Here is a 21,813-nt window from a genome sequence, read left to right on the forward strand (position 1 = left end):
CGGTAGCATAGCGCGATCGTTCGATGACACAGGGTCGCAGAGGGGAATGGGGCTTCGGTGCGGATTGTCGGAATCATCCAGGCGCGCATGGGCTCGACGCGCCTGCCGGGCAAGGTCTTGCGCGATCTCGGGGGCCGCTCCGTGCTGGGCTGGGTGGTCCGTGCGGTACGCGAAGCGGGCGCGGTCGACGACCTGGTGGTGGCGACCACCACGGAGGCGGCCGACGACGTGGTGGTGGCGGAGTGCCGCCGGCTCGGCGTGTTCTGGCACCGAGGGCCGGTCGACGACGTGCTCACCCGGTTCACGCAGGTGCTGCGGGGTCGCCCGGGCGACGCCGTCATGCGGTTCACGGCGGACTGCCCGCTACTCGATCCGGTGGTGATCCGCGAGGCCGCGCTGGTCTTCCGCGCCGTGCCCGGCCTCGACTATCTGAGCACGAGCCTGGCGCGCACACTGCCGCGCGGGCTCGACGTGGAGATCGCGGGGCTGGCCGCGCTGAAGCGGGCCGACCTGGAAGCCACCGCGCATCACCGCACGCACGTCACCTCCTACCTCTACACGCATCCGGGGGAGTCGCGGCTGCTCGGCCTCGCCTACGCGCCGTCGGCGGCCGACCTGCGGGTCACGCTCGATACCGAGGACGACTGGCGGCTCATCTCACGGGTCGTCGCGGAGCTTGGCGATCGGTGCGTGCCGGTACGGTCGCTGGTCGGCTGGCTGCGGGAGCGGCCCGAGGTGTGCGAGCTCAACGCGCACGTGACGCAGAAGGCGTTGCAGGAGGCGTGACGCACCGGGTGGGGTTCCGCTGCGACGCGGGCGTGGCGAGCGGGGTCGGCCACCTGATGCGCTGCGTGGCGCTGGCCGAGGAGCTGTGCGGGCGGGGGGCCGAGGTGCTGTTCCTCGGGGACGTGGCGGGGTCGGCGTGGGCGGAGTCGCAGTTGCGGCAGCGCGCGTTCCCGCTGTGCCCGGCGCCTTCGGAGCCGCGGGCGCTGGCCGAGCTGGTGCGGGTGCTCGGGCTGGACGCGGTGGCGCTGGACTCGTACGTGCTGGCTCCCGATACGGGCGCGGCGCTGCGGGCGACGGGCACGGCGGTGCTGGCGATCGTCGACGGCGACCCGCTGGGCCAGGAGGCGGACCTCTACCTCGACCAGAACCTCGGCGCCGAGCTGCGCCCCTTCCGACACTCGGGGCAGGCTGCGGATGGGCCGTGGGGTGGGCGGCTGGCGGGGGCTCGCTACGTGCTGTTGCGGGACAGCGTCCTGCTGATGCGGGGGACCGCCCGCCGCCGCCCGGCCCGGCCGGAGGGGCCGCTGGTGCTGTGCTTCTTCGGCGGCACCGACAGTGCCGGTGTGGCTCCGGCCTGGGCCGGGGCGCTGCGTGCCACCGGGCTGCCGTTCCGGGCGACCGTGGTCAGCCCGGTGCCGTTCGAGGTGGACGGGCCCGTCACGGTCATCCCGCCGACGGACCGGCTGCCCGGCCTGATGGCCGAGGCCAACCTGGTGATCACGGCGGCTGGCTCGGCCGTCTGGGAGCTGCTGCACCTGGGCGTGCCCACCGCGCTGAGCTGGGTGGCCGACAACCAGCTGATCGGCTACGAGGCGCTGGTCGGCGGCGGGCTCGCGGCGGGGCTGGGACCGGCCCCGGACGCGGCTGCCGTCGGCGTCCTGACCCGCCTGCTCGCCGACCCGGCGGCCCGCGAGGAGTACGGCAGACGCGGCGCCGGGCTGATCGACGGCCGCGGCAGGGAACGCGTCGCCGACGCGCTGCTGGCCCTCCTCTGAACGAGCCCTCCGCTGAACGAGCCCTCCGCTGAACGAGCCCTCCGCTAAACGAACACTGAGCCGGGCGCTCGTCAGACCAGGTCCCAGGTCAGCGGGGTGCCGAGTGTGGCGTCTCTGGCGAAGCGGCGGCCCATCACCTGCGCCGCCGCCGCCGGCGGCAGCCCCCCGGCCGGCCGGATGGAGCGGACGTTCTGCTCCGTCACCGGCTCGCCCGCCCGCACATCCCGTACGACATACAGCGACCGCCGGAACCGCAGCCCCTCGCGCTCGGAGGCCCGCGGCCCGATGACCGCGCTGCCCAGCGACTGCCAGGCCCGCTCGCTCTCCACCACGAGCGCCGCGAGCTCGGCGGGCTCCAGCGAGAACGCCGAATCCACACCCCCGTCACCCCGGTCCACCGTGACGTGCTTTTCGATCAGGCACGCGCCGAGCGCGACCGCCGCGAGCGCGGCGCCGATGCCGGGCGTGTGGTCGGAGACGCCGACGACCGCGCCGGTGAGCCCGGCGAGCAGCGGCAGCGAGCGCAGGTTGCTCTCGGCGGGCGCGGCGGGGTAGGAGGCGGTGCAGGCCAGCATGGCGAGCTGTGTGCAGCCCGCCTCGCGGGCGGCCTCCGCTGCGGCGTGGATCTCGCCGATCGACGCCATGCCGGTGGAGATGATCAGCGGCTTCCCCGTCGCGGCGGCGAGCCTGATCAGGGGCAGGTCCACGATCTCCGAAGAGGCGATCTTGTAGGCCGGGGCGCCGAGATTCTCCAGCAGATCGATGGCCGTGGGGTCGAAGGGCGAGGAGAACGGGATGAGCCCCCGCCCGCGAGCCCTGGCGAAGATCGGCTCGTGCCACTCCCATGGCGTGTGCGCCCGCTCGAAGAGCCGGTAGAGCCGCTCGCCGCCCCACAGCTCATGGTCGTCACCCAAGCGGAAGGCGGGGCCGTCGGCGTCGACGGTGATCGTGTCGGGGCGGTAGGTCTGCAGCTTCAGGGCGTGCGCGCCGCTGTCGGCCACCGCGTCGACGATGGCGAGAGCCTGTTCGAGGCGGCCGTTGTGGTTGCCCGACATCTCGGCGATGACGAAGGGGGGCTGTCCCGCCCCGATCGCGCGCCCGGCGATGGAGATCATGCGCTGTCCTTCCTCAAAGAGTCGTCCCTTCTGATGAGTTGCACAGTGACGACGTCGCGGCGGACGCCGTCGATGTCGCGCCCGTGGACGGCGACCTCGGCGAAGCCGAAGCGCCGGTGCAGCCCCCTGGCCGCCTCGCTGCGGGCGAGCACCTCGCCACGCAGCGTGGTCAGCCCCAGCGGCCCGAACGCGTGGTCGATGGCGGCTCGCTCCAGCCCGATCCAGGCCGGCAGCAGCGCGCCCGACGGCTCCAGCCCGGCCAGATCGAGGTAGAACCCCCACTCGCCGCTCCGCGCGGCGGGGTCGAGCTCGGAGAACGTCACGACCCCCGCGGGGGTCCCGTCGTGAACGTAGATCAGCACCCGTCTGGCCGGATCGTCTTTTACCCCGGCCCACCACCGGGCGTGCTCGTCCTCGGCGATGACGTGGGTGGTGAAGCTCGCCGCCCGCACCCTCGGGTGGTTGCGCCATCGGCGGATGGCGGGCAGCTCATGGTCGTGTACGGGTCTCAGCACGACTTCCCCCTACTCAGCGCGCTCGATCCATTGCACAACGTAGCGGATCCATCCGGCAAAGAGCTGATCAGAGTGCGGCATCGAACGTCGTGCCGGAGTGATGACCAGGGCATGCTGCCCTCGACCCCAACTACCCCGACCCCAAGGGAGCTTCTCGGTATGACGCCCATGCTCAGCGTCGTCGTCCCGATCTACAACGTGGAGCCGTATATCGGCGAATGTCTGGAATCTCTGGCGGCTCAGACGCTGGAGGACATCGAGGTCATCCTCGTGGACGACGGCTCACTGGACGGAAGCGCGCGGGTGGCCCGCGAGTTCGTGGCCCGTGACCCCCGCTTCGTTCTGATCGACCAGTCGAACCAGGGCCCCGGTCCGGCGCGCAACGCGGGGATCCGGCGGGCCCGCGGCACCTATCTGGCCTTCGCCGACAGCGACGATGTCGTGCCGCCCAAGGCGTACGAGCTGCTGGTCGAGTCGTTGCGGGAGAGCGGCTCGGACTTCGCGTGCGGCGGGGTGCTGCGCCTGAGGGAGGGCGAGCTGGCCGTGTCGTCCATGCACGAGAAGGCGTTCAGGCGCCCCGCGCGGGGCGCGCACATCCGGGAGCGCCGGTCCCTGGTCAGGGACCGCACGGTCTGGAACAAGGTCTACCGGCAGGACTTCTGGCGCGAACACGAGCTGGAGTTCCCGGCGGGGATCTATGAGGATGTGCCGCTCAGCATGCGGGCGCACGTACTGGCGAAGGGCGTCGACGTGCTCCCCGACATCGTCTACCACTGGCGCAAGCGCGAGGAGGGGGAGAGCTCGATCACCCAGCGGCGGATGGAGCTGCCGAACCTGGCCGAACGACTGGCCGCCATCCGCGCGGTCCGGGCCTTCCTCAGCGAGCAGGAGCCCGAGCTGGCCGACGCCTTCGACGGCGTGGTGCTGGAGAAGGACCTGCTGTTCCTGTTCCAGGCGCTGGAGTACGCCGAGGACGACGAGGTCGGGCCGCTGCTCGAACTCTCGCAGGAGTGGCTGGCCGGGCTGAGCCCTGTCGCTCTCGGCGAGGTGGCGTCGCTGCGCCGGCTCGAACTCCACCTGCTGAGCCGCGGCCTGGTCGAGGAGCTGCGGGTGGTGCGCAGGTTCCGGCGCGACTCGGTCGACGGCACCCCCATCGTGCCGCACGAGATCGGCTGGTACGGCGACTATCCCTACTTCCGCGACCGGACCCTCCAGATCCCCGACGCCGTCTTCGAGGCGAGCGACGAGGTCAAGCTGCTGGCCACGGTCCATGAGTGCGGCTGGACGGGCAGCCGCTTCGAGGTACGCGGTGAGGTGGCCCTCCACCGGGTGGCGCGCGAGCCGAACCGGCTCAGCATGTGGCTGACCGACGGCGAACGCCGGGTCCCGCTGGAGGTACAGCGCACGGGCGGGCAGGGCGTCTCGGTGGAGATCGATCCGGCACGGCTCGAAGAGGGCGGCCCGAGCTGGCGGCTGCACGCCCGGGTGGAACTGTGCGGCCTGGTGCTCAAGGCGTGCTTTCGCGACGCCGAGGCGCAGAAGGTCTGGCGGCTGTCGGTGCCAGGATGGTCAAGAACCGGCATGGACATCGCCCAGTAGTTCCAGAGAGTAATTGGATCACGGCGGTGCGTCGCCATGCTTGGAAGCCATGAGGACCTATTCGCTCGATGACGTCTACGCGACACGCAAGCGGAGAGACTCCTGGTGGACCGTGTACTTCGTGGACCCGGTCGCCTGCCGGGCAGCTCTGCTGGTGGCCAACCACACACGGTTGACGCCCAACCAGCTCACGGTGGTCTCGCTGGTCCTCGGCATGGTGTCCGCCGTATGTCTCGCGATGGACCTGCTGGCCGCGGGGGCGGCCATGTTCTATCTGAGCTTCATGGTGGACTGCCTTGACGGCAAGATAGCGCGGCTCAAGGGCTCGGGGACGCCCTTCGGCCTGTGGCTCGACTACGTCGGCGACCGGATCAGGGTGGTGTGCTGCGCCACCGGTCTCGCTTACGGCCAGTACGCGATCACCGGCGACGTCCGCTACATCGTCATGGGCGCGGCGGTGGCGGTGGTCGACCTGTTCAGGTACGTCAACGCGCCGCAGATGAAGCGGGTCCGCGAGACGGTCAAGGCGGAGCGGGAGGCCGACGGTGAGGCCCGGGCGGAGGAAGAGGACGAGCCCGAGGTGCGGATACCGCGCCAGAGGCCGCCGATGAGCCGGTCACGTCGTCTCGTGCGGCGGATCAACAAGGCGATGGTCCGCCGCCGTATCCGCGCCCACCTGATCAGCGGCATCGAGTTCCACGCCGCGGTGTTCGTGGTCGCGCCGCTCGTGGGCACCGTGGCGCTGATCCCGGTCTCCGCGGTCGCCAGCGTCTCGTTGCTGGTCAACGAGGTCTACCTCGTCCACCGGATGTGGCTCTTCACGCGCAAGCACAGCGTGCCCTCCACGAGGAGCCGAGAGCACGTTCTCGTCTAAGTTTTTCGGGGGTTTTCATGTCAGACCGGCCCATCTTCGTCGTCGGCTGTCCGCGCTCCGGCACCACGATGCTGCAGCTCATGCTCCACTCGCACCCGCGGATCGCGGTGCCGCCGGAGACCAGGTTCCTGGTGCCCGTCTACCACCGGCGCCGCTCGTTCGGCGACCTGCGTGTCGAGGAGCGCCGCCGCGCGCTCGCGGAGTGGATCGCGGGCGACCGCAGCACCAAGTTCCGCGAGCTCAAGATCGACAGGGAGGACTTCGTCCAGCAGGTCGTGGACGGGCCAGGGACGCTCGGCTCGGTGCTCGGCACCACCTTCCGCATGTACGCCGACCGCTTCGACAAGGCCCGCTGGGGAGACAAGCGGCCGAGCTACGTCAAGCAGGTCGACATCCTGCTCAGGCTCTTCCCCGACGCCCAGTTCATCCACCTGATCAGGGACGGCCGCGACTGCGTCTCGTCGCTGAAGGAGATGCCCTGGTACACGCTGGACTCCTTCCACGCGATCTCCACCTGGGCCGAGGCCATCGACGCGGGCAACAGGCTGCGGCGGATGCTGCCCGAGGACACCTACTACGAGCTGCGGTACGAAGACCTCACCGACGACCCGGCGACAGAGATGAAGAAGCTCTGCCACTTCCTCGACGAGGACTTCGACCCGAGCACGGTCTCTCCGCGCGAGGCGGCCACCGTGGCGGTCCCCGCGCACAAGGTCTGGCACAGCAACACGCACGGCGAGGTCACCCGCTCCAGGGTGGGCAGCTGGGCCAAGCGGCTGGAGGACTGGGAGATCTCGCTGTGCGAGCAGGTGCTCGGCGACCGGCTGGAGGCCAACGGCTACGAGCTGTCCGGCGCGCCGGCGGCGTCCAAGGAGCATCTGGTCACCTGCCACAAGACGATGCAGAAGCGCCGCGCCAACCGGATGCGCAAGATGGTGCGCGACCGCATCAACCGGCTGCGCGAGCCGAGCCCGGTCGCCGCGCTGCTCACCTCGAAGCAGCAGCTGCTCGCCGGGATTCCGCAGCCGCGTAACGAGTCGCCCGAGCTGGCCCAGCGCGCGCGATAGCAGATTTGCTCGTCACCTGGTCAGGTGGACGAACAGGGATTCCCAGCGGTCCAGCACGTGGTCGAGCCGGAAGGCGGCGGCTCGTGCTCGAGCGGCGGCGCCCAGGCGCCGCCGCTCCCACGCCGAGCCCATCAGCCGGGCCAGCGCCGCGCCGAACGCGCCGACGTCCCCGGCCGGGACGAGCACCGGCGCCGCCGATCGCACCCCGCCCGACACGTCGAACGCCACCGCGGGCACCCCATGCGCCGCCGCCTCCAGCAGCACGATGGGCAGCCCCTCGTGCTCGCTGGTCAGCCCCACGATCGCCGCCTTCAGATATTCGCCCGTCATCCGGGCGGCGGGGACGCGGCCCCTGAACACCACCCGATCCCCGACCCCCTCGCGCACGGCGTGCGCGCGCAGCCGCTCCAGCTCACTACCGTCGCCGATCAGGTGCAGCTCCCACGGCGCCGGCGCGCCGGCCCTGGCGAACGCGCTGATGAGCCGGTCGAATCGCTTGACCCCCTCCATCCGCCCCACCCCCAGCACCCGGGGCGTCTCCAGCCCGGACACCTCCTCCGGCCAGCGCGCCAGCGGGTTGGGCAGGGCCCAGGTGTTGGGCAGCAGCGCGTCCTCGGAGAAGCGCCAGGCGTCGTCCTCGCTGAGGAAGACCGCCTGGTCGAGCTTGGGGTAGTGCTGTCTGATCGAGCCGAGGTGCCAGCAGCCGCGGGCGTGCTCGTACGAGCCGTGATACTGCCCGACCCGATGGAGCGAGCCGGGCAGGACGGACGTGAGCCGCGTCACCACCCCCGGCGAGGTCAGCACCGCGAAACCCGTCCGCATCGGGCCGAACAAGGCGGCCAGCCGCTCGTCGGCCCGCTTGCGTGCCCGCGGGCTCTGCGGTCCCAGGGGTTCCGGGCTGATCACGTGGCGATGGTAGTCGGGCTCCTCGACATAGCGGAACGGCGCCGTCGCCCGGTGCAGGCCGACCACGTGCACGTCGTAGCCGCGTTCGGCCAGCCCCTGCGCCAGGGTGTGCGTCACCTGCTGGATGCCTCCCAGCGTGTCGGCGTCCATGCAGGCGAACACCACGGTCACGACGCCGCCCGGTGCCCGAAGAAGGCGTCCACGACGCGCGCGGCGGCGTCCCCGCGCTCGTCCGCGCACCACAGCTCGCGGAAGGCCGCGTACCGCTCGGCATGGGCCGCGTGTACGGCCGGCAGCTCGCGCAGCGCCTCGACCACCTCCTCGGTCGTCGTGACGCACGGCCCGGGGGCGATGGCGGGCAGGTCGTGGTAGACGCCTCGCTCGGTCAGCCGGTACTCGTCCCAGTCGTCGATCAGGAACACCATGGGCTTGCCGGTCAGCGCGTAGTCGCACATCACCGACGAGTAGTCCGTGAGCAGCGCGTGCGAGGCCAGCATCAGGTCGTTGATCTCCGGGTACGACCCGGCGGGCCGGACGAAGTGCCTGATGTGCTGCGGGGTGCTGAAGCGTTCCACCGGGTGCGTGCGCAGGATCAGCACCCACTCGTCGGCCAGCTCCTCGGCCATCAGCTCCAGGTCCGCCCGGACCGATCGGCCGCTGTTCTTGGCCCGGTCGCGATAGGTGGGCGCGTAGAGCAGGATCTTCCTGCCGGGCGGTATCTCCAGCCGTCGCAGGACGTCGTGCCTGCTCTCCTGGCGCACCAGCGCGTCGCAGCGCGGCGTGCCGTACCTGAGGACCTGACCCGTGTAGCCGTTGGAGGGCAGGAAGACCCGCGAGAACTCGGCGCTCGGCGAGACGAGCGCGTCCCAGCGGGCGACGGCGGCGCGCCACTCGGTGCGCGGGCGGTCGAAGTCAGCGCGCAGGTCGGGCGCGTCGAAGCCGACCGACTTGATGCCCTGGCCATGCCAGGTCTGGAGATAACGGGTACCGGGCGGTTTCGGGTAGTTGAGCGGGAAACCGTGGCTGTCGACCCAGATGCCCGCGCGGGCCAGCAGCCAGACGTACCGCCAGCCGCCGCGGCGGACGAGCCGGGCGTCGGCGGGGAAGTTCGCCCGGCACCTGGCCACCGACCAGAAGACGCGGATCGGCAGGCCGCGCCGCCGCAGCTCCTCGTAGATGGCGCGCGGGCTGCCGGTGTAGCCCTTGCCGACGTCGGCCTCGAACAGGGCCAGGTCAGGGCGGGGCGGGAGCAGGCGGATCACCGTCTTGTAGAAGCGCAGCTTCATCGCCGGTGTGCTGAACCGCCGCAGCAACCGGCGCTTGATCCGGTGGAGCCGTGACCTGACCGAAGGGACGCGTACGCGCAGGTAGGCGGCGTTGCCCTCGGCCGTGACCGTGCGCGCCATTTGCAGCGCGATCGGCTCCATGTCGGGCGGGGCCATCAGCCGGTCCGTCGTGGTGCGGCCGTCGCTGTTCCTGGTGAACCCGATGCGCGGCTCGCACGAGGCCGTGGGCGTGAAGGTGATCTCACTCACGTAGCCGCCGTCACCGGACGGAACCGGCTCGATGGGGACGCGTTGGCCGCCGAGCTGGAGGAAGGCCGTCCAATCGACCGGCAGCACCCCGAAAGGGTCGTAGGTGTGCACGCTCATCCGGATCCGCTCGCCGTCCCCGGCGATCTCGGTCACCTCGTGCCGCAGCCGGGCCGCGGTGTAGGGCAGCTCGGCCATCCGCAGCCGGGTGATGTCCATGCCGGGCGTGACCGTCGTGCCCCAGTACGTCCGTCCCTCATGGCGTACGGCGGCCCGTGGGGCGGCACACGGGTCGGGCAGCGACCGGGCGGCCACCAGCAGGTCGTCGACCCGGTCGCCGAGGATGAGATGGCAGCAGACCCGGGCCATCGGCTCGATCCGCTCGAACACCTCAAGCGGGATCTCCTCCAGGTACGGCCGCACGACGGAGGCGAACTCCTTCGCCCACACCCGGCCGCGCCTGGGCAGCGGGTTGAGGTAGACGCGCAGGTCCTGCCTGAGGAAGCGGTACTGCCGGTCGGGCACCAGGTCCGCGGCGTCGTGGGCGCGCAGCACGTCGTCGCTCATCCGGGCCGCCACCACGCGGTGCCGTACGTTGTCCATCTCCTTGATGTTGAGCGAGATGGAGCGGTCGTCGGGCGCGCGGTGCCAGTGGTAGACCACCCAGGGCACGACCGCGAACCGGCGCGACACGGCGTACAGGCCGGCCGCGAAGACGTGGTCCTCGTAGTGGATGTCCTCCGGGAAGCGCAGCCCGTTCTCGCGTAGAAAGCGCACGTCGTAGAGCTTGTTGGTGCTGAAGCAGTCGAGGAACAGCTCGGGCTCCGCGCCGATGCCCGCCACGACCCGCCTCTTGGCGAACAGCGACGGGTAGTAGGGCGCCAGCCGGCCGTTCCGCTCGTGCAGCCGGGAGATCTGCCCGGCCACGAAGTCGGCGCCGGTCCGCTCGATCTCGCCGAGCAGGCTCTTGCAGGCGTGCCTGGGCAGCTCGTCGTCGCTGTCGAGGAACATCACGTACGGCGCGGTCGTCGCGTCGAGACCGTCGTTGCGCGGCGCGCCGCAGCCGCCGCTGTTGACCTGCCGGCGCAGGTAGCGGACACGGGGATCGGACCGCGCCAGCTCGCTCGCCACCCGGGGGGTGTCGTCGGTACTCGCGTCGTCGGCGATGATCACTTCGAGGTCGCGTAGCGACTGGCCGAGTACCGAGCGCACGGCCCTGGGCAGGCGGGCCGCGTCGTTGTAGGTGATCACGACAACAGTGCAGTCCGGCATGCTCATCTCCCCCGGAATGTCCCCCGAAATAAGACATGTAGGGATGAACTGCCCCAGCATCGGGCGAAGTGTCCGGACTTGATGGTGTCTTTGCTGATATCAGCGCGACTGATCAGCCGGCCGATATCAGCGCATGAGACGTCCGATCAGCCGGGCCGATGTCAGCGCATGAGACGTCTGATCAGCCAGCCGATGAGCAGCAGCCCCGCGATCGCCCCGGCGACGGGCGCCAGGCGCTTCAGCAGCGGCGTCCCGGCGATCTCCAGGAGGTCGAGCGCCTCCTCGTCGGGCGTGCGCGACGTACGCAGCGTCCCGGCGGGCCGGACGTCCTCCTCGGGACCGGGCACCACGCTCAGCCGCGGCTCGCCCTCCAGGGGCTCTGCGGGTACGGCTGCAGGCACGGCGGGCGCCTCGTGAGCCGGCTCGGTCAGCAACTGCGCGAGGTTGGCGGCGAACTTGTCGATGAGCTTCGCGCCGACCTCGGCCATGACCCCGCGCCCGAACTGGGCGGGCCGGCCGGTCACGTTGAACGACGTCTCCACCCGGACCGTGGTGGACCCGTCGTCCGGCGTCAGCGTGGCCTTGACGGTCGCCGAGGCCGTCCCCGCGCCGCGCGCCTCCTTGCCCGACGCCTCGATGGTGAGCGTATGGGCGTCCTTGTCGACGTTCTCGAACCGGGCCACGCCACGGTAGGTGACGGTGATCGGGCCGACCTTGACCTTCATCCGGCCGGTGAACTCGTCGCCCTCGAAAAGGTCGAGCGAGGCCCCCGGCAGGCACGGCGCGACCCGTTCGACGTCGAGCAGTACGGCCCACGCCTGCTCGACCGGCACTGGAACGCTGAACTCATGCTCGAACCGCATCGCCATGGATCCGCTCCTCTCCGCTGATTGCGACATTACGACTGAGAAGGGGCGCCCCGAAAGGGCGCCCCCTCGAACCGGTCAGGGAGACCCGGCGGCGTGCAGAATCGCGCGATGGGTCAGCACCCTGGCCAGGTGCCGGCGATAGTCGGGCTGGGCGTGCAGGTCGGAGGGCGGAGAGGTGCCGGCCGCCGCCTCCTCGCACGCCTGCCGTAGGTCATCGCTCAGCTGCCTGCCCCGCAGGGCGGTCTCGACCGCGTGGGCCCGTACGGGCGTCGGGCCCATGTTGGTCAGGCCGATCCGCGCCTCCTCGATCGCTCCGTTGGAACGCTTGACCGCCGCGGCCACCCCGACGATGGCCCACGACTGCGCGGTCCGGTGGAACTTCTCGTAGTGATAGCCCCAGCCGGCGCCGAGCTTCGGCAGCCGCACCCCGACCAGGACCTCTCCCGGCCGCAGCGCCGACTCCAGGTAGTCGACGAAGAACTCGGCGGCGGGGATCTCCCGCTCGCCCTCACCCGACCTGGCCACGAAGACGCCCTCCAGCGCCAGGACCACCGCGGGCAGGTCGCCCGCCGGGTCGCAGTGCGCCAGAGAGCCGCCGAACGTGCCGCGGTGGCGTACGGCGGGATCGGCGACCGTCGCGGTGGCCTGTGCCACGAGCGGGCAGTCGGCGTTGACCACGCCGGAGCGCATCACCTCGTCGTGCGTGGCCATCGCGCCGATGAAGACGTGGTCGCCACGGTCGTGCACGCCCGTCAGCTCGGGCAGGCGGCCCACGTCGACCAGCTTCGACGGGTAGGCCAGCCGCAGCCGGAGCAGCGGGAGGAGCGACTGGCCACCGGCGAGGACCTTGGCGTCCTCGTCGGCGGCGAGCTCCTGGACGGCCTCGCCGAGCGAGCCGGCGCGGACGTAGTCGAACTGGGCCGGGATCATCGCAGCGCCCTCCAGATCCGCTCGGGTGTACATGGCATCTGGATGTCGTGGATGCCGCGTGGTCGCAGCGCGTCGACGATGGCGTTGACGACCGCCGGGGTCGAGGCGATCGTGCCGGCCTCGCCGACGCCCTTGGCACCCAGCGGATTGCTGGTGGCCGGGGTCTCGGTCCGGTCGGTGACGAAGTCCGGCAGGTCCATCGCCGTCGGCAGCAGGTAGTCGGCCATCGTGGTGGTGAGCAGGTTGCCCTCCGAGTCGTAGACGGCCTCCTCGTACAGCGCCTGCGCGACGCCCTGCGCGATGCCGCCGTGGATCTGGCCCTCGACGATCAGCGGGTTGACCACCGTGCCCACGTCGTCGACCGCCACATACGAGCGGATCTTCGCCATGCCGGTCTCGGTGTCCACATCCACCGCGCACAGGTGGGTGCCGTGCGGGAAGGAGTAGTTCTCCGGGTCGAAGGTGGCGTCGGAGTCGAGCCGGGCCTCGACGCCCTCGGGCAGGTCGTGGGCGGTGAACGCGGCGTAGGCCAGCTCCTGGATGGTCTTCTGGGAGTCGGTGCCCTTCACCTTGAACACGCCCTCGGCGAACTCCAGGTCGTCGGGCGAGCATTCGAGCAGGTGCGAGGCGAGCTTCCTGGCCTTGTCCTTGACCTTGTCACACGCCTTGAGCACGGCGATGCCGCCGACGGTCAGCGAGCGCGAGCCGTAGGTGTCCATGCCCTTGTGCGCGATCGCCGTGTCGCCGTGGAGCACCGTGATGTCCTCGAACGGCACGCCGAGCGCGTCGGCCGCGATCTGGCTCCACGAGGTCACGTGTCCCTGGCCGTGCGGGGAGGTGCCGGTGATGACCTCGACCTTGCCGGTGGGCAGCATGCGTACCGAGCCGTGCTCCCAGCCGCCCGCGCCGTAGTTGGCCGCGCCGAGCATCCGGGACGGGGCCAGCCCGCACATCTCGGTGAACGTGCTCACCCCGATCCCGAGCTGGACCGGGTCGCCACGGTCACGCCGGTCGGCCTGTTCGGCGCGCAGCTTGTCATAGCCGAACAGCGCCATCGCCTTGTCCGTCGCCGCCTCGTAGTTGCCCGAGTCGTAGGTCAGCCCGGAGATGGTGGTGTACGGGAACTCCTCGTGCTTGATCCAGTTGCGCCGCCGTACCTCCAGCGGGTCCAGGCGCAGCTCGGCGGCCAGCTCGTCCATGATCCGCTCGATGCCGTACGTCGCCTCGGGCCGGCCCGCGCCACGGTAGGCATCGGTCGGCATCTTCGTGGTGAAGACGCCCGTACAGCCGAACTCGTAGGCGTCCATCTTGTAGATGGCGTTGAACATCGACGCGCCGAGCAGCGGCACGCCGGGCGTGACCAGCATCAGGTAGGCGCCCATGTCGGCCAGCAACTCCACCTGCAGCCCGCGGATCCGCCCGTCGGCTTCGGCCGCCAGCCTGAGGTGCTGGATCTGGTCGCGGCCGTGGTGCACGGTCAGGTTGCCCTCGGAGCGGGACTCCGTCCACTTGACCGGCTTGCCCAGCCGCCTGGTGAGCAGCAGGCACAGCACCTCTTCGGCGGTGACCTGCAGCTTGGAGCCGAACCCGCCGCCCACGTCGGGCGCGATCACCCGGATCTTGTGCTCCGGGATGCCGGTCACCACGGCCAGCATGACGCGCAGGACGTGCGGGATCTGCGTGGCCGACCAGAGCGTGAAGGAGTCGCCGTCGGTGGTCGCGAGCACCGCCCGCGGCTCCATCGCGCTCGGGATCAGCCGCTGCTGAATGTAGGTCCGGTCGATGACCACCGGCGCGTCCCTGAAGGCGGCCTCGATGTCACCCGAGGTGATCTTCGCGGTGAACGCCTGGTTGCCCGCCTCGTGCACCTTGGGGCTGTCAGGGGTGAGCGCCTCGTTCATGTCGAGTACGGGCGGCAGCGGCTCGTAGTCGACCTCGATCGCCTCCAGCGCGTCCGCGGCCCGGTAGCGGTCGGTGGCGACCACGCAGGCGACGGCCTCGCCCACGTAACGCACCTCCGACACGGCCATCGGCGGGTGGTCGGGGATCACGATGTCCTCGCTCACCGGCCACGCGCACGGCAGGCTGCCCTGCTCGGCGGCGAAGTCCTGGCCGCTGAACGCCGCAACGACACCCGGCAGTTCGCGTGCCGCCGAGACGTCGACCCCGGTGATCCGCGCGTGCGCCATCGGGCTGCGCAGGAACGTGACGTGCAGCATCCCCGGCTGCACCAGGTTGTCGGTCCACTGGGTGCGCCCGGTCAGCAGCCGCGCGTCCTCCTTGCGCTTCCTCGCCTTGCCGACCTCGGTCATCGCGTCTTCACCGCCTGGCCCATCTCCTGGGCGCCCCGGCGTACCGCGCGGACGATGTTGCAGTAGCCGGTGCACCGGCAGAGGTTGCCTTCCAGGCCCTCCCTGATGGCGTCCTCCGACGGATCCGGATTGTCCCTGAGCAGGTCGATCGCGGCCATGACCATGCCGGGGGTGCAGTAGCCGCACTGCAGGGCGTGTTCCTCGTGGAAGGCCTGCTGCATCGGGTGCATCGACCCGTTGGCGCCCAGGCCCTCGATGGTGACGATGTCGCAGCCGTCGGCCTGCACGGCGAGTACCGAGCAGCTCTTCACACTCTTGCCGTCGAGCATGACGGTGCAGGCGCCGCAGTTGCTGGTGTCGCAGCCGACCGGGGTGCCGGTCTTGCCCAGACGATCTCGTAGCAGGTGGACGAGAAGGAGCCGCGGCTCGACTTCCTCCTCGTACTTGACTCCGTCGACGGTGATGGCTGTCCGAGGCATACGTCCTCCCAGAGGAGCGCGGGAAAGGCGGACAAGGCCAACGTACGCCGGTGTTTTTCCCGGTCAAGGGTTACTTGCCGCGGATCACCCGCGCGATTACGGCGACGAACCCCGCGAAGCCCAGCCCGATGATGACCAAAGACACCAGGACCAGGGGGTCCGTGATCTCATGGGTCAGGATCAGGATGCCCAGCACCACGAAAAGCATGCCGCTCAGCAGCGCCATCCAGTCCGTCCGGTGCACGCGGCGCGGCTTGTCGACCTCACGCGCCACGCCGCACCTCCATGTCGCCGATGCCGCCCCGCAGGTTCAGCACGATCGTCGGAATGGCGCCCTTCGGGCGCGTGTCGGGCTCCAGCACCTTGTCGAACTTGACGTCTACGCCGCCTCTGAGCGACTGGTCCACCTTGATGTCGCCGACCTTGTTGGTGGCGTGCACCTCGACCCGCGCCGTCGGTGGCACGATCACCATCAGCTCGCCGATCGAGACCTTGGCGTTGACCGTCAGGCTCGCGCCCGGCGTGAGCTTGAGCTCGGACAGGTCGAGCCGGCCGTCCCCGACGCCCACGTCGTAGATCCGGCTCGCCTCCGCCATGGTGGCCGGCCGCCAGACGAAGTCGCCGACATTCCGCGGCAGGTCGCCGACCATCAGGCCGAGACCGATCAGCAGGGCGACCAATGTGCCGGCCGCGACCAGGCCCGCGCCGCGACCCCACCAGGCGGCGATCAGCAGCCCGGCGCCGATGGTGACGAGTACGGCGCCGCCGACCAGGGTGGGACTGACCCCCGAGGCGGACCTGGCTTGGACCGCCACGACGATCCCTCCAATGATGATTGCCAGCAACATGGTCATGGCGCCGATGAACGATCTGGGCCGCTTCTGCTTCTGGCGGGGCGGGGGCGTCGGCCTGCCGTACAGGGCGGGGTCGTACGGCGAGTAGCCGCCGGCTCGTTTGCGCGGGTCGAGCGGCTGGAAGGGGCCGTTCGGCGCGAACGGCTCGCCGTAGCTGAGGGCGGTCATCGGGTCGGCACGGAAGCGCGGCGGCGCGGGCGGTGTGGGCGGCTGGGGCGTCTGAGGCGGCGTCTCGGGGGCGGACCTCCGGTGCGGCTCCGCGCTCCCGTGCGGCTCTGCGCTCCCGTACGGCTCAGCCCTCTCATACGGCTCGGCGCGAACGGCGGCCGGGGTGTCGATCGGCGCTCGCGTCGGCTCGTCGGCGGCCCGGTCGTCGATCGGCACGTCGGCGGGGACGGGGTTGACGCGCGTCGGGGCGGTCGGCGGCTCCGATACGACGGGAGACGCGGTCACCGTCTCCGTCGGCGTCTCCGCCGCCCTGTCCGTCTCCGTCACCGGTTCGCGTGTGTACGGGGCGGCGGCCGGGCGGGGCCGCGCATAGCCCGTCGTGGGCGCGGTTTGGCCGGGGATGGGCGCATACGTGAAGTCGTTCAAGTACGGCTCGGACTCGCCCGGCTGGGCGCGGTGGGTGAGCCGCTCGGGCATCGACCGGACCAGGCCGAGCAGGTCCACGCCGTTGGTGTGCGCCGCGAGCAGCCCGATGGCCAGCATCATGCCGACCACCAGCGTGCCCGAGTCGAGCCAGACCGTCGCCAGGTTGAGGCCGAGCCCGGCGGCGAGCACCGCCGTCAGCAGCGCCATCACGGTGTCGGCGGCGAAGTCGCGCCCGGTCCACTGCTCGATGTAACCAGGCCGTCCGTTCGGCTCCTTCATCAGCAGGAACGCCGCGATGTACAGGAACAGCCCCATCCCGGAGCCGAAGAGCAGCACCGCGAAGGCCACGCGGAACACCACCGGGTCGATCCCCGTGTAGCGTCCGAGCCCGGCGCAGACTCCCATGACGAAGCGCCCCTCGCTGCTACGTCGCAGCGCGGTCGGCGGAGCGGCCGGTTCCTTCGGTGGTGCTTCTGTCATGCCACTATCGTGGCCCCACCGGCCCGCCGTACGCATCCGGGAGACCCCTGACCCGACCCGGGGGTTGTTCCCTGATGTCCATAACGCGGCCTTCATGTGACGATGGCGATGTTATGGCTGACCAGAAGACTCTTGCCCAAGCCGGTGGCGACGCGCCCTACCGCCGGATGATGCGCCCCATGGAGGGCCGGCTGCTCGGTGGCGTGGCACAAGGGCTCGCGGCTCAGCTGAAGCTCGATCCTGTGGTGATCAGGCTGATGTTCGTGCTGCTCAGCGTGGTCGGCGGGGTCGGCGGGGTGGCGTACGCGGTGCTCTGGATGATCACGCCTCGCGTGCCGTACGAAGGGCAGCCGCCGCAGCGTGACTGGAGCCAGCTCGCGGCGTTCGGCGCGATCAGCATGGCGCTGGTCGCGTTCGGCTGGCTGACCGGCGCCTCCCAGGGGGGCATCGCCATCCTGCCGTTCGCCGTGGTCGGCATCGGCGCGCTCATCCTGTGGCAGCAGGCCGATCCCGAACGCCGCCGCAACTGGGTGAGCGGGGCGACGAAGAGCATCCGGAAGAACCGGGTCCGTACGCTGCTCGGCATCGCGCTCGTCGTCATCGGCGCGGCGGGCTTCCTGGCCGCTCAGGGGGAGCTGTCCAAGGCCAGGCCTGGCCTGCTGTTCACCGTGGTGGTGGTCGGCGGGCTGGCGGTCATCGCCGCGCCCTGGCTCGCGGGCCTGTGGAAGGAGCTCCAGCTGGAGCGGCGCGAGCGCATCAGGTCGGAGGAGCGGGCCGAGGTCGCGGCGATGGTGCACGACTCGGTCCTGCACACGCTCACGCTGATCCAGCGCGTCGCGCACGACCCGCGCGAGGTCACCAGGCTGGCCCGCGCGCAGGAGCGCGACCTGCGCAACTGGCTCTACCAGCCCGCCCAGGACGCCGACGCGACGCTCGCCGCGGCCGTACGCAGGATCGCCGCGGAAGAGGAGGACGCGCACGGCGTACCGATCGAGGTGGTCTGCGTGGGCGACATCGAGCTCGACTCGGCTGGCAAGCTCGGCGCCATGCTGAAGGCGTCGAGGCAGTCGATGGTCAACGCCGCCAAGTACTCCGGCAGTCCGTCCATTTCCGTCTATGCCGAGGTAGAGGGCGAAGAAGTCACGATTTTCGTGAAGGATCGTGGCAAGGGATTCGACCTCAACGCGGTGCCTCTCGACAGAATGGGGATCAGGGAGTCCATCATCGGGAGAATGGAGCGTCACGGCGGCACCGCCAGGGTGCGCACCGAGCCCGGTGAGGGCACGGAAGTGATGTTGACGATGAAGGTGGAGAGGCAATGACCAGGGTGCTGATCGTCGACGATCACCGGCTGTTCCGTTCCGGCGTACGGGCCGAGCTGGGCGACTCGATCCAGGTCGTCGGAGAGGCCGAGGACGTCGAGACGGCGGTCAAGGCGATCGCCGAGCTCGCTCCCGACGTGGTCCTGCTCGACGTGCACATGCCCGGTGGCGGCGGGCAGGAGGTCCTGCGCAGGGTGCTCGGCGCCGGGTCGCAGGTACGCTTCCTGGCGCTGTCGGTGTCCGACGCGGCCGAGGACGTGATCGGCGTGATCCGCGGCGGCGCCCGCGGCTACGTGACCAAGAACATCAGCGGCACCGAGCTGACCGACGCCATCCGCCGGGTGGCCGACGGCGACGCGGTCTTCTCGCCGCGGCTGGCCGGGTTCGTGCTCGACGCGTTCGCCTCGTCGGAGGCGCCGTCGATCGACCCGGAGCTCGACTCGCTGACGCAGCGCGAGCGCGAGGTGCTGCGGCTGATCGCCCGCGGCTATGCCTACAAGGAGATCGCCAAGGAGCTGTTCATCTCGGTCAAGACGGTCGAGACGCACGTGTCGTCAGTGCTGCGTAAGCTCCAGCTGTCGAACCGGCACGAACTGTCCCGCTGGGCCACAGCCCGACGTCTGGTCTAGCGGTTCTTGGGGTTCGGACCGGCGGCGATCGGTAGACCTGTTCGCCGGTCGCGGTCGCTCTGAGGCACGCCAGGCGCGCAGGCGAAACTGGGGGAGCGCCGGCTCGTGTCGCTTTGGCGGGCCGACATGCTGGCTTAGTTGGCTCTGGCATGCGACATTTCCAGAATGGGCAGGGACGTGCCGGTCGTCGTGTTCAGTCGGGACGATCGTCGGAAATATCGGGAAAAAGTGCGACGATGCCTGGACGTTTTCGCGCAGATGCTCCGCGAGGCTCGCTTCGAGGTCGACCGGCCCCTCGCCGGGCTGGAGATCGAGCTCAACATCGTGGACGCCGCGGGCGAGGCGGCCATGCGCAACGCCGAGGTGCTCGCCGCGATCGCGCAGCCAGACTGGGCCACCGAGCTGGGCCAGTTCAACATCGAGATCAACATCGAACCCCAGGAGCTGGGCGCCGACGGGTTGCTCAGGCTGGAGAACGACGTCAGGGCCCGCCTCAACCACGCCGAGGAGCGCGCCCAGTCCGAGGGCGCCCACCTGGTCCTGATCGGCATCCTGCCCACGCTGCGCGAGCAGGACATCGGCGAGGGCACGCTGTCGGCCAACCCGCGCTACCGGCTGCTCAACGAGCAGATCTTCGCCGCCCGTGGTGAGGACCTGCACCTGTCGATCGAGGCGATAGAACGCCTCGACACCCACGCCGACAGCCTCGCGCCCGAGGCCGCCTGCACCAGCGTGCAGCTCCACCTGCAGGTCAGCCCGGAGCAGTTCGCCGCGCACTGGAACGCCGCCCAGGCCATAGCCGGGGCGCAGGTGGCCGTCGCCGCCAACTCGCCGTACCTGTTCGGCAAGGAGTTGCACCGCGAGACCAGGATCACGCTGTTCGAGCAGGCCACGGACACCCGTCCCGCCGAGCTGAAGGCTCAGGGCGTACGGCCGCGCGTCTGGTTCGGCGAGCGGTGGATCACCAGCGTGTTCGACCTGTTCGAGGAGAACGTCGCGTACTACCCGGCCCTGCTGCCCCTCTGCGAGGATGAGGACCCGCGAGCCGTGCTGGAGCAGGGCCGCATCCCGGAACTGCACGAGATGACCCTGCACAACGGCACGATCTACCGGTGGAACCGGCCGGTGTACGCGGTGGCCGGTGGCGCCCCGCACCTACGGGTGGAGAACCGGGTGCTGCCCGCCGGGCCGTCCGTGGTCGACATCGTGGCCAACGCGGCCTTCTACTACGGGCTGATGGCCGTACTCCCGCATGCCGAGCGGCCGATCTGGAGCCAGATGTCGTTCGCCGCCGCCGAGGACAACCTGAACAGCGCGGCCAGGCACGGCCTCGACGCGCGTCTCTACTGGCCGGGGCTGGGAGAGGTGCCCGCCGGCGAGCTGATCCTGCGCCGCCTGCTCCCGCTGGCCCACGAGGGGCTCGACAAGTGGGGCGTGGACCGGAGCGTGGCCGACCGGCTGCTCGGGGTCATCGAGGGCCGGTGTCTGTCGGGCCGTACCGGGGCGACCTGGCAGGTCGAACGGGTACAGGCGCACGGCGGCGACCGGCACGAGGCGCTGCGGACGATGACGCTTGATTACATAGAGCGGATGCACGGCAACGAGCCGGTGCACACTTGGGACGTGTGACGCCTTTGAGCAGAGCCCTGGCCCTCGTCCTGGTGTTACTCCTGGCCGCGTGCGGGCTGTCCCGGCCCGCTTCCATGGACGCGTCAGGGGCCGACACGTTCGAGGGTGACGTACGGACGGCGCGGGAGTTGACGGAGGCGTTCTGGAAGCAGCAGTTCAGCGCCCTCGGCCGGACTTACCGCCCTATTGCCGACTTCGTACCCTATTCCGGGAGCTCGGGGCCCAACTGCGGCGGCCAGCCCGCTGTCCCGAACAACGCCTTCTACTGCCCTGACGGACATTTCATTGCCTATGACCAGGACTGGATGGAGTCGCTCTGGAGCGAGATGGGGGACGGCTCGGTCTACCTGATCATCCCCCACGAGTTCGGGCATTCGGTGCAGGCCCAGCTGCGGTCCGGCTTCGACCTGAACGTACAGGCGGAGCTGCAGGCCGACTGCTACGCGGGCGGCACGCTGTCGTCGCTCGTCAGCTCGGGCGCGCTGCGGGCGGAGCCGGGGGACGAGAACGAGCTGATCCTGAACCTGGAGGCGGCGGGCGACCCCACGGATGACTGGCTCAACCCCAGCGCCCACGGCACGGCCCAGCAACGCCAGCAGTCCTTCGCCAACGGCCTCAACGGCGGGGTAGGCGCCTGCTGATCTTTTGTCGGGGTTCGCGGCAGATGGGCGAGGGCCTGCTGGGGATGTACTCGCGTGTCAACCCAAAGGATGATGCGGCCGATCATGACGTCGGCATACCGTTGCCTCATGCCATTGGGAGAGATCGGTTGGCTGCGCGGGGGCGCCTGCAGATCCAGTGATCCTGAGCTGTTCTTTCCGCTCGCGCCCTCCGCCACCCAGGAGGCACGCGCCAAGGCGGTCTGCGCCACCTGCCAGGTCCTGACCGAGTGCCGCTCCTACGCGCTGACGGCAGGGGAAACGGACGGCATCTGGGGCGGCCTGACCCCGGAGGAGCGCCGACGCTCCCGCTTCCCCTCCGGCTGGCGCAGCCCAGCCGCCAGTTAGCGCCGAGAGGTCACGCCGTGGCCTGTGGTTGGCCCGGCCCGTGAGGG

General features: G+C 70.4%; 20 protein-coding genes. 10 read left to right on the plus strand and 10 right to left on the minus strand.

Annotated elements, in window-relative coordinates:
- Positions 1-57: 57 nt before the first annotated feature.
- Both ACIBO2_RS00070 and ACIBO2_RS00075 read left to right on the plus strand, forming a co-directional pair.
- Positions 58-786, plus strand: a complete 729-nt coding sequence (locus tag ACIBO2_RS00070) for a glycosyltransferase family protein (RefSeq protein ID WP_358548820.1) — start codon at positions 58-60, stop codon at positions 784-786.
- On the plus strand, positions 783-1,781 hold the full coding sequence (locus ACIBO2_RS00075) for a PseG/SpsG family protein (protein WP_397294572.1): 999 nt from the start codon (positions 783-785) through the stop codon (positions 1,779-1,781). The genes ACIBO2_RS00070 and ACIBO2_RS00075 overlap by 4 nt, the downstream gene beginning before the upstream one ends.
- A 71-nt stretch (positions 1,782-1,852) precedes the next feature.
- On the opposite strand, the gene pseI is transcribed toward ACIBO2_RS00075, so the two are convergent.
- Together pseI and pseH are read right to left on the minus strand one after the other, a co-directional pair.
- Positions 1,853-2,896 carry a pseudaminic acid synthase gene (gene pseI / locus ACIBO2_RS00080; RefSeq protein WP_397294574.1) on the minus strand — a complete coding sequence of 348 codons (1,044 nt, stop codon included), beginning with the start codon at positions 2,894-2,896 and terminating at the stop codon, positions 1,853-1,855.
- Positions 2,893-3,411, minus strand: coding sequence for a UDP-4-amino-4,6-dideoxy-N-acetyl-beta-L-altrosamine N-acetyltransferase (pseH, locus tag ACIBO2_RS00085; protein WP_358548811.1), 519 nt, complete (start codon positions 3,409-3,411; stop codon positions 2,893-2,895). Before pseH ends, pseI begins: the two co-directional genes overlap by 4 nt.
- Positions 3,412-3,570: 159 nt before the next feature.
- On the opposite strand from pseH, the gene ACIBO2_RS00090 reads away from it, so the two are divergent.
- Genes ACIBO2_RS00090 through ACIBO2_RS00100 form a run of 3 tightly spaced genes read left to right on the plus strand, consistent with a single transcriptional unit; the run spans position 3,571 to position 6,951 of the window.
- Positions 3,571-5,010, plus strand: coding sequence for a glycosyltransferase family 2 protein (locus ACIBO2_RS00090; protein ID WP_358548808.1), 1,440 nt, complete (start codon positions 3,571-3,573; stop codon positions 5,008-5,010).
- A gap of 49 nt (positions 5,011-5,059) precedes the next feature.
- Positions 5,060-5,884 carry a CDP-alcohol phosphatidyltransferase family protein gene (locus ACIBO2_RS00095; RefSeq protein ID WP_358548806.1) on the plus strand — a complete coding sequence of 275 codons (825 nt, stop codon included), beginning with the start codon at positions 5,060-5,062 and terminating at the stop codon, positions 5,882-5,884.
- A gap of 17 nt (positions 5,885-5,901) precedes the next feature.
- Entirely contained in the window at positions 5,902-6,951 is a 1,050-nt protein-coding gene (locus ACIBO2_RS00100; protein ID WP_358548804.1) for a sulfotransferase, read from the plus strand.
- A 12-nt stretch (positions 6,952-6,963) separates the two neighbouring features.
- Here ACIBO2_RS00100 and ACIBO2_RS00105 read toward each other — a convergent pair whose 3' ends face one another.
- The 8 genes from ACIBO2_RS00105 to ACIBO2_RS00140 all read right to left on the minus strand — a co-directional run bounded on the left by ACIBO2_RS00105 (position 6,964) and on the right by ACIBO2_RS00140 (position 17,179).
- Positions 6,964-8,028: a glycosyltransferase gene (locus ACIBO2_RS00105; protein ID WP_358548801.1), complete on the minus strand. Its 1,065-nt coding sequence runs from the start codon at positions 8,026-8,028 to the stop codon at positions 6,964-6,966.
- A complete protein-coding gene (locus ACIBO2_RS00110; RefSeq protein WP_358548799.1) occupies positions 8,025-10,661 on the minus strand; it encodes a CDP-glycerol glycerophosphotransferase family protein in 2,637 nt (878 codons plus the stop codon). The genes ACIBO2_RS00105 and ACIBO2_RS00110 overlap by 4 nt, the downstream gene beginning before the upstream one ends.
- A 161-nt stretch (positions 10,662-10,822) precedes the next feature.
- The gene (locus ACIBO2_RS00115; protein WP_358548797.1) at positions 10,823-11,530 is read right to left on the minus strand and encodes an SRPBCC family protein; all 708 of its coding nucleotides are present in this window, start codon (positions 11,528-11,530) and stop codon (positions 10,823-10,825) included.
- A gap of 75 nt (positions 11,531-11,605) precedes the next feature.
- Entirely contained in the window at positions 11,606-12,460 is an 855-nt protein-coding gene (locus tag ACIBO2_RS00120; protein WP_358548866.1) for a xanthine dehydrogenase family protein subunit M, read from the minus strand.
- A complete protein-coding gene (locus tag ACIBO2_RS00125; RefSeq protein WP_358548795.1) occupies positions 12,457-14,772 on the minus strand; it encodes a xanthine dehydrogenase family protein molybdopterin-binding subunit in 2,316 nt (771 codons plus the stop codon). The genes ACIBO2_RS00120 and ACIBO2_RS00125 overlap by 4 nt, the downstream gene beginning before the upstream one ends.
- Positions 14,769-15,251 carry a (2Fe-2S)-binding protein gene (locus tag ACIBO2_RS00130; protein ID WP_358548793.1) on the minus strand — a complete coding sequence of 161 codons (483 nt, stop codon included), beginning with the start codon at positions 15,249-15,251 and terminating at the stop codon, positions 14,769-14,771. Before ACIBO2_RS00130 ends, ACIBO2_RS00125 begins: the two co-directional genes overlap by 4 nt.
- Positions 15,252-15,321: 70 nt before the next feature.
- On the minus strand, positions 15,322-15,525 hold the full coding sequence (locus tag ACIBO2_RS00135) for a hypothetical protein (protein WP_358548790.1): 204 nt from the start codon (positions 15,523-15,525) through the stop codon (positions 15,322-15,324).
- Complete coding sequence (locus ACIBO2_RS00140; protein ID WP_358548788.1) at positions 15,515-17,179, minus strand: PspC domain-containing protein; 1,665 nt, start codon at positions 17,177-17,179, stop codon at positions 15,515-15,517. Before ACIBO2_RS00140 ends, ACIBO2_RS00135 begins: the two co-directional genes overlap by 11 nt.
- A 113-nt stretch (positions 17,180-17,292) precedes the next feature.
- Between ACIBO2_RS00140 and ACIBO2_RS00145 the strand changes: the two genes are divergently transcribed.
- The 5 genes from ACIBO2_RS00145 (at position 17,293) to ACIBO2_RS00165 (ending at position 21,766) form a co-directional block, all read left to right on the plus strand.
- Entirely contained in the window at positions 17,293-18,501 is a 1,209-nt protein-coding gene (locus ACIBO2_RS00145) for a PspC domain-containing protein (protein ID WP_358548785.1), read from the plus strand.
- The gene (locus ACIBO2_RS00150; RefSeq protein ID WP_225293703.1) at positions 18,498-19,130 is read left to right on the plus strand and encodes a response regulator transcription factor; all 633 of its coding nucleotides are present in this window, start codon (positions 18,498-18,500) and stop codon (positions 19,128-19,130) included. Before ACIBO2_RS00145 ends, ACIBO2_RS00150 begins: the two co-directional genes overlap by 4 nt.
- Before the next feature lie 228 nt (positions 19,131-19,358).
- Positions 19,359-20,759, plus strand: coding sequence for a glutamate--cysteine ligase (locus tag ACIBO2_RS00155; protein WP_358548783.1), 1,401 nt, complete (start codon positions 19,359-19,361; stop codon positions 20,757-20,759).
- Positions 20,756-21,400, plus strand: a complete 645-nt coding sequence (locus ACIBO2_RS00160) for a neutral zinc metallopeptidase (RefSeq protein WP_358548780.1) — start codon at positions 20,756-20,758, stop codon at positions 21,398-21,400. Before ACIBO2_RS00155 ends, ACIBO2_RS00160 begins: the two co-directional genes overlap by 4 nt.
- 108 nt (positions 21,401-21,508) lie before the next feature.
- A complete protein-coding gene (locus tag ACIBO2_RS00165; protein WP_225293697.1) occupies positions 21,509-21,766 on the plus strand; it encodes a WhiB family transcriptional regulator in 258 nt (85 codons plus the stop codon).
- The last annotated feature ends 47 nt before the right edge of the window (positions 21,767-21,813 follow it).

Source organism: Nonomuraea sp. NPDC050022 (assembly GCF_044460705.1).
Lineage (GTDB): Bacteria > Actinomycetota > Actinomycetes > Streptosporangiales > Streptosporangiaceae > Nonomuraea.

Coding starts and splice junctions, on each gene's coding strand:
- ACIBO2_RS00090 (WP_358548808.1), top strand. CDS start 3,571: ATGACGCCCATGCTCAGCGTCGTCGTCCCGATCTACAACGTGGAGCCG.
- ACIBO2_RS00130 (WP_358548793.1), bottom strand. CDS start 15,251: ATGCCTCGGACAGCCATCACCGTCGACGGAGTCAAGTACGAGGAGGAA.
- ACIBO2_RS00110 (WP_358548799.1), bottom strand. CDS start 10,661: ATGCCGGACTGCACTGTTGTCGTGATCACCTACAACGACGCGGCCCGC.
- ACIBO2_RS00125 (WP_358548795.1), bottom strand. CDS start 14,772: ATGACCGAGGTCGGCAAGGCGAGGAAGCGCAAGGAGGACGCGCGGCTG.
- ACIBO2_RS00145 (WP_358548785.1), top strand. CDS start 17,293: ATGGCTGACCAGAAGACTCTTGCCCAAGCCGGTGGCGACGCGCCCTAC.
- ACIBO2_RS00120 (WP_358548866.1), bottom strand. CDS start 12,460: ATGATCCCGGCCCAGTTCGACTACGTCCGCGCCGGCTCGCTCGGCGAG.
- pseI (WP_397294574.1), bottom strand. CDS start 2,896: ATGATCTCCATCGCCGGGCGCGCGATCGGGGCGGGACAGCCCCCCTTC.
- ACIBO2_RS00100 (WP_358548804.1), top strand. CDS start 5,902: ATGTCAGACCGGCCCATCTTCGTCGTCGGCTGTCCGCGCTCCGGCACC.
- ACIBO2_RS00165 (WP_225293697.1), top strand. CDS start 21,509: ATGCCATTGGGAGAGATCGGTTGGCTGCGCGGGGGCGCCTGCAGATCC.
- ACIBO2_RS00150 (WP_225293703.1), top strand. CDS start 18,498: ATGACCAGGGTGCTGATCGTCGACGATCACCGGCTGTTCCGTTCCGGC.
- ACIBO2_RS00140 (WP_358548788.1), bottom strand. CDS start 17,179: ATGACAGAAGCACCACCGAAGGAACCGGCCGCTCCGCCGACCGCGCTG.
- ACIBO2_RS00095 (WP_358548806.1), top strand. CDS start 5,060: ATGAGGACCTATTCGCTCGATGACGTCTACGCGACACGCAAGCGGAGA.
- ACIBO2_RS00115 (WP_358548797.1), bottom strand. CDS start 11,530: ATGGCGATGCGGTTCGAGCATGAGTTCAGCGTTCCAGTGCCGGTCGAG.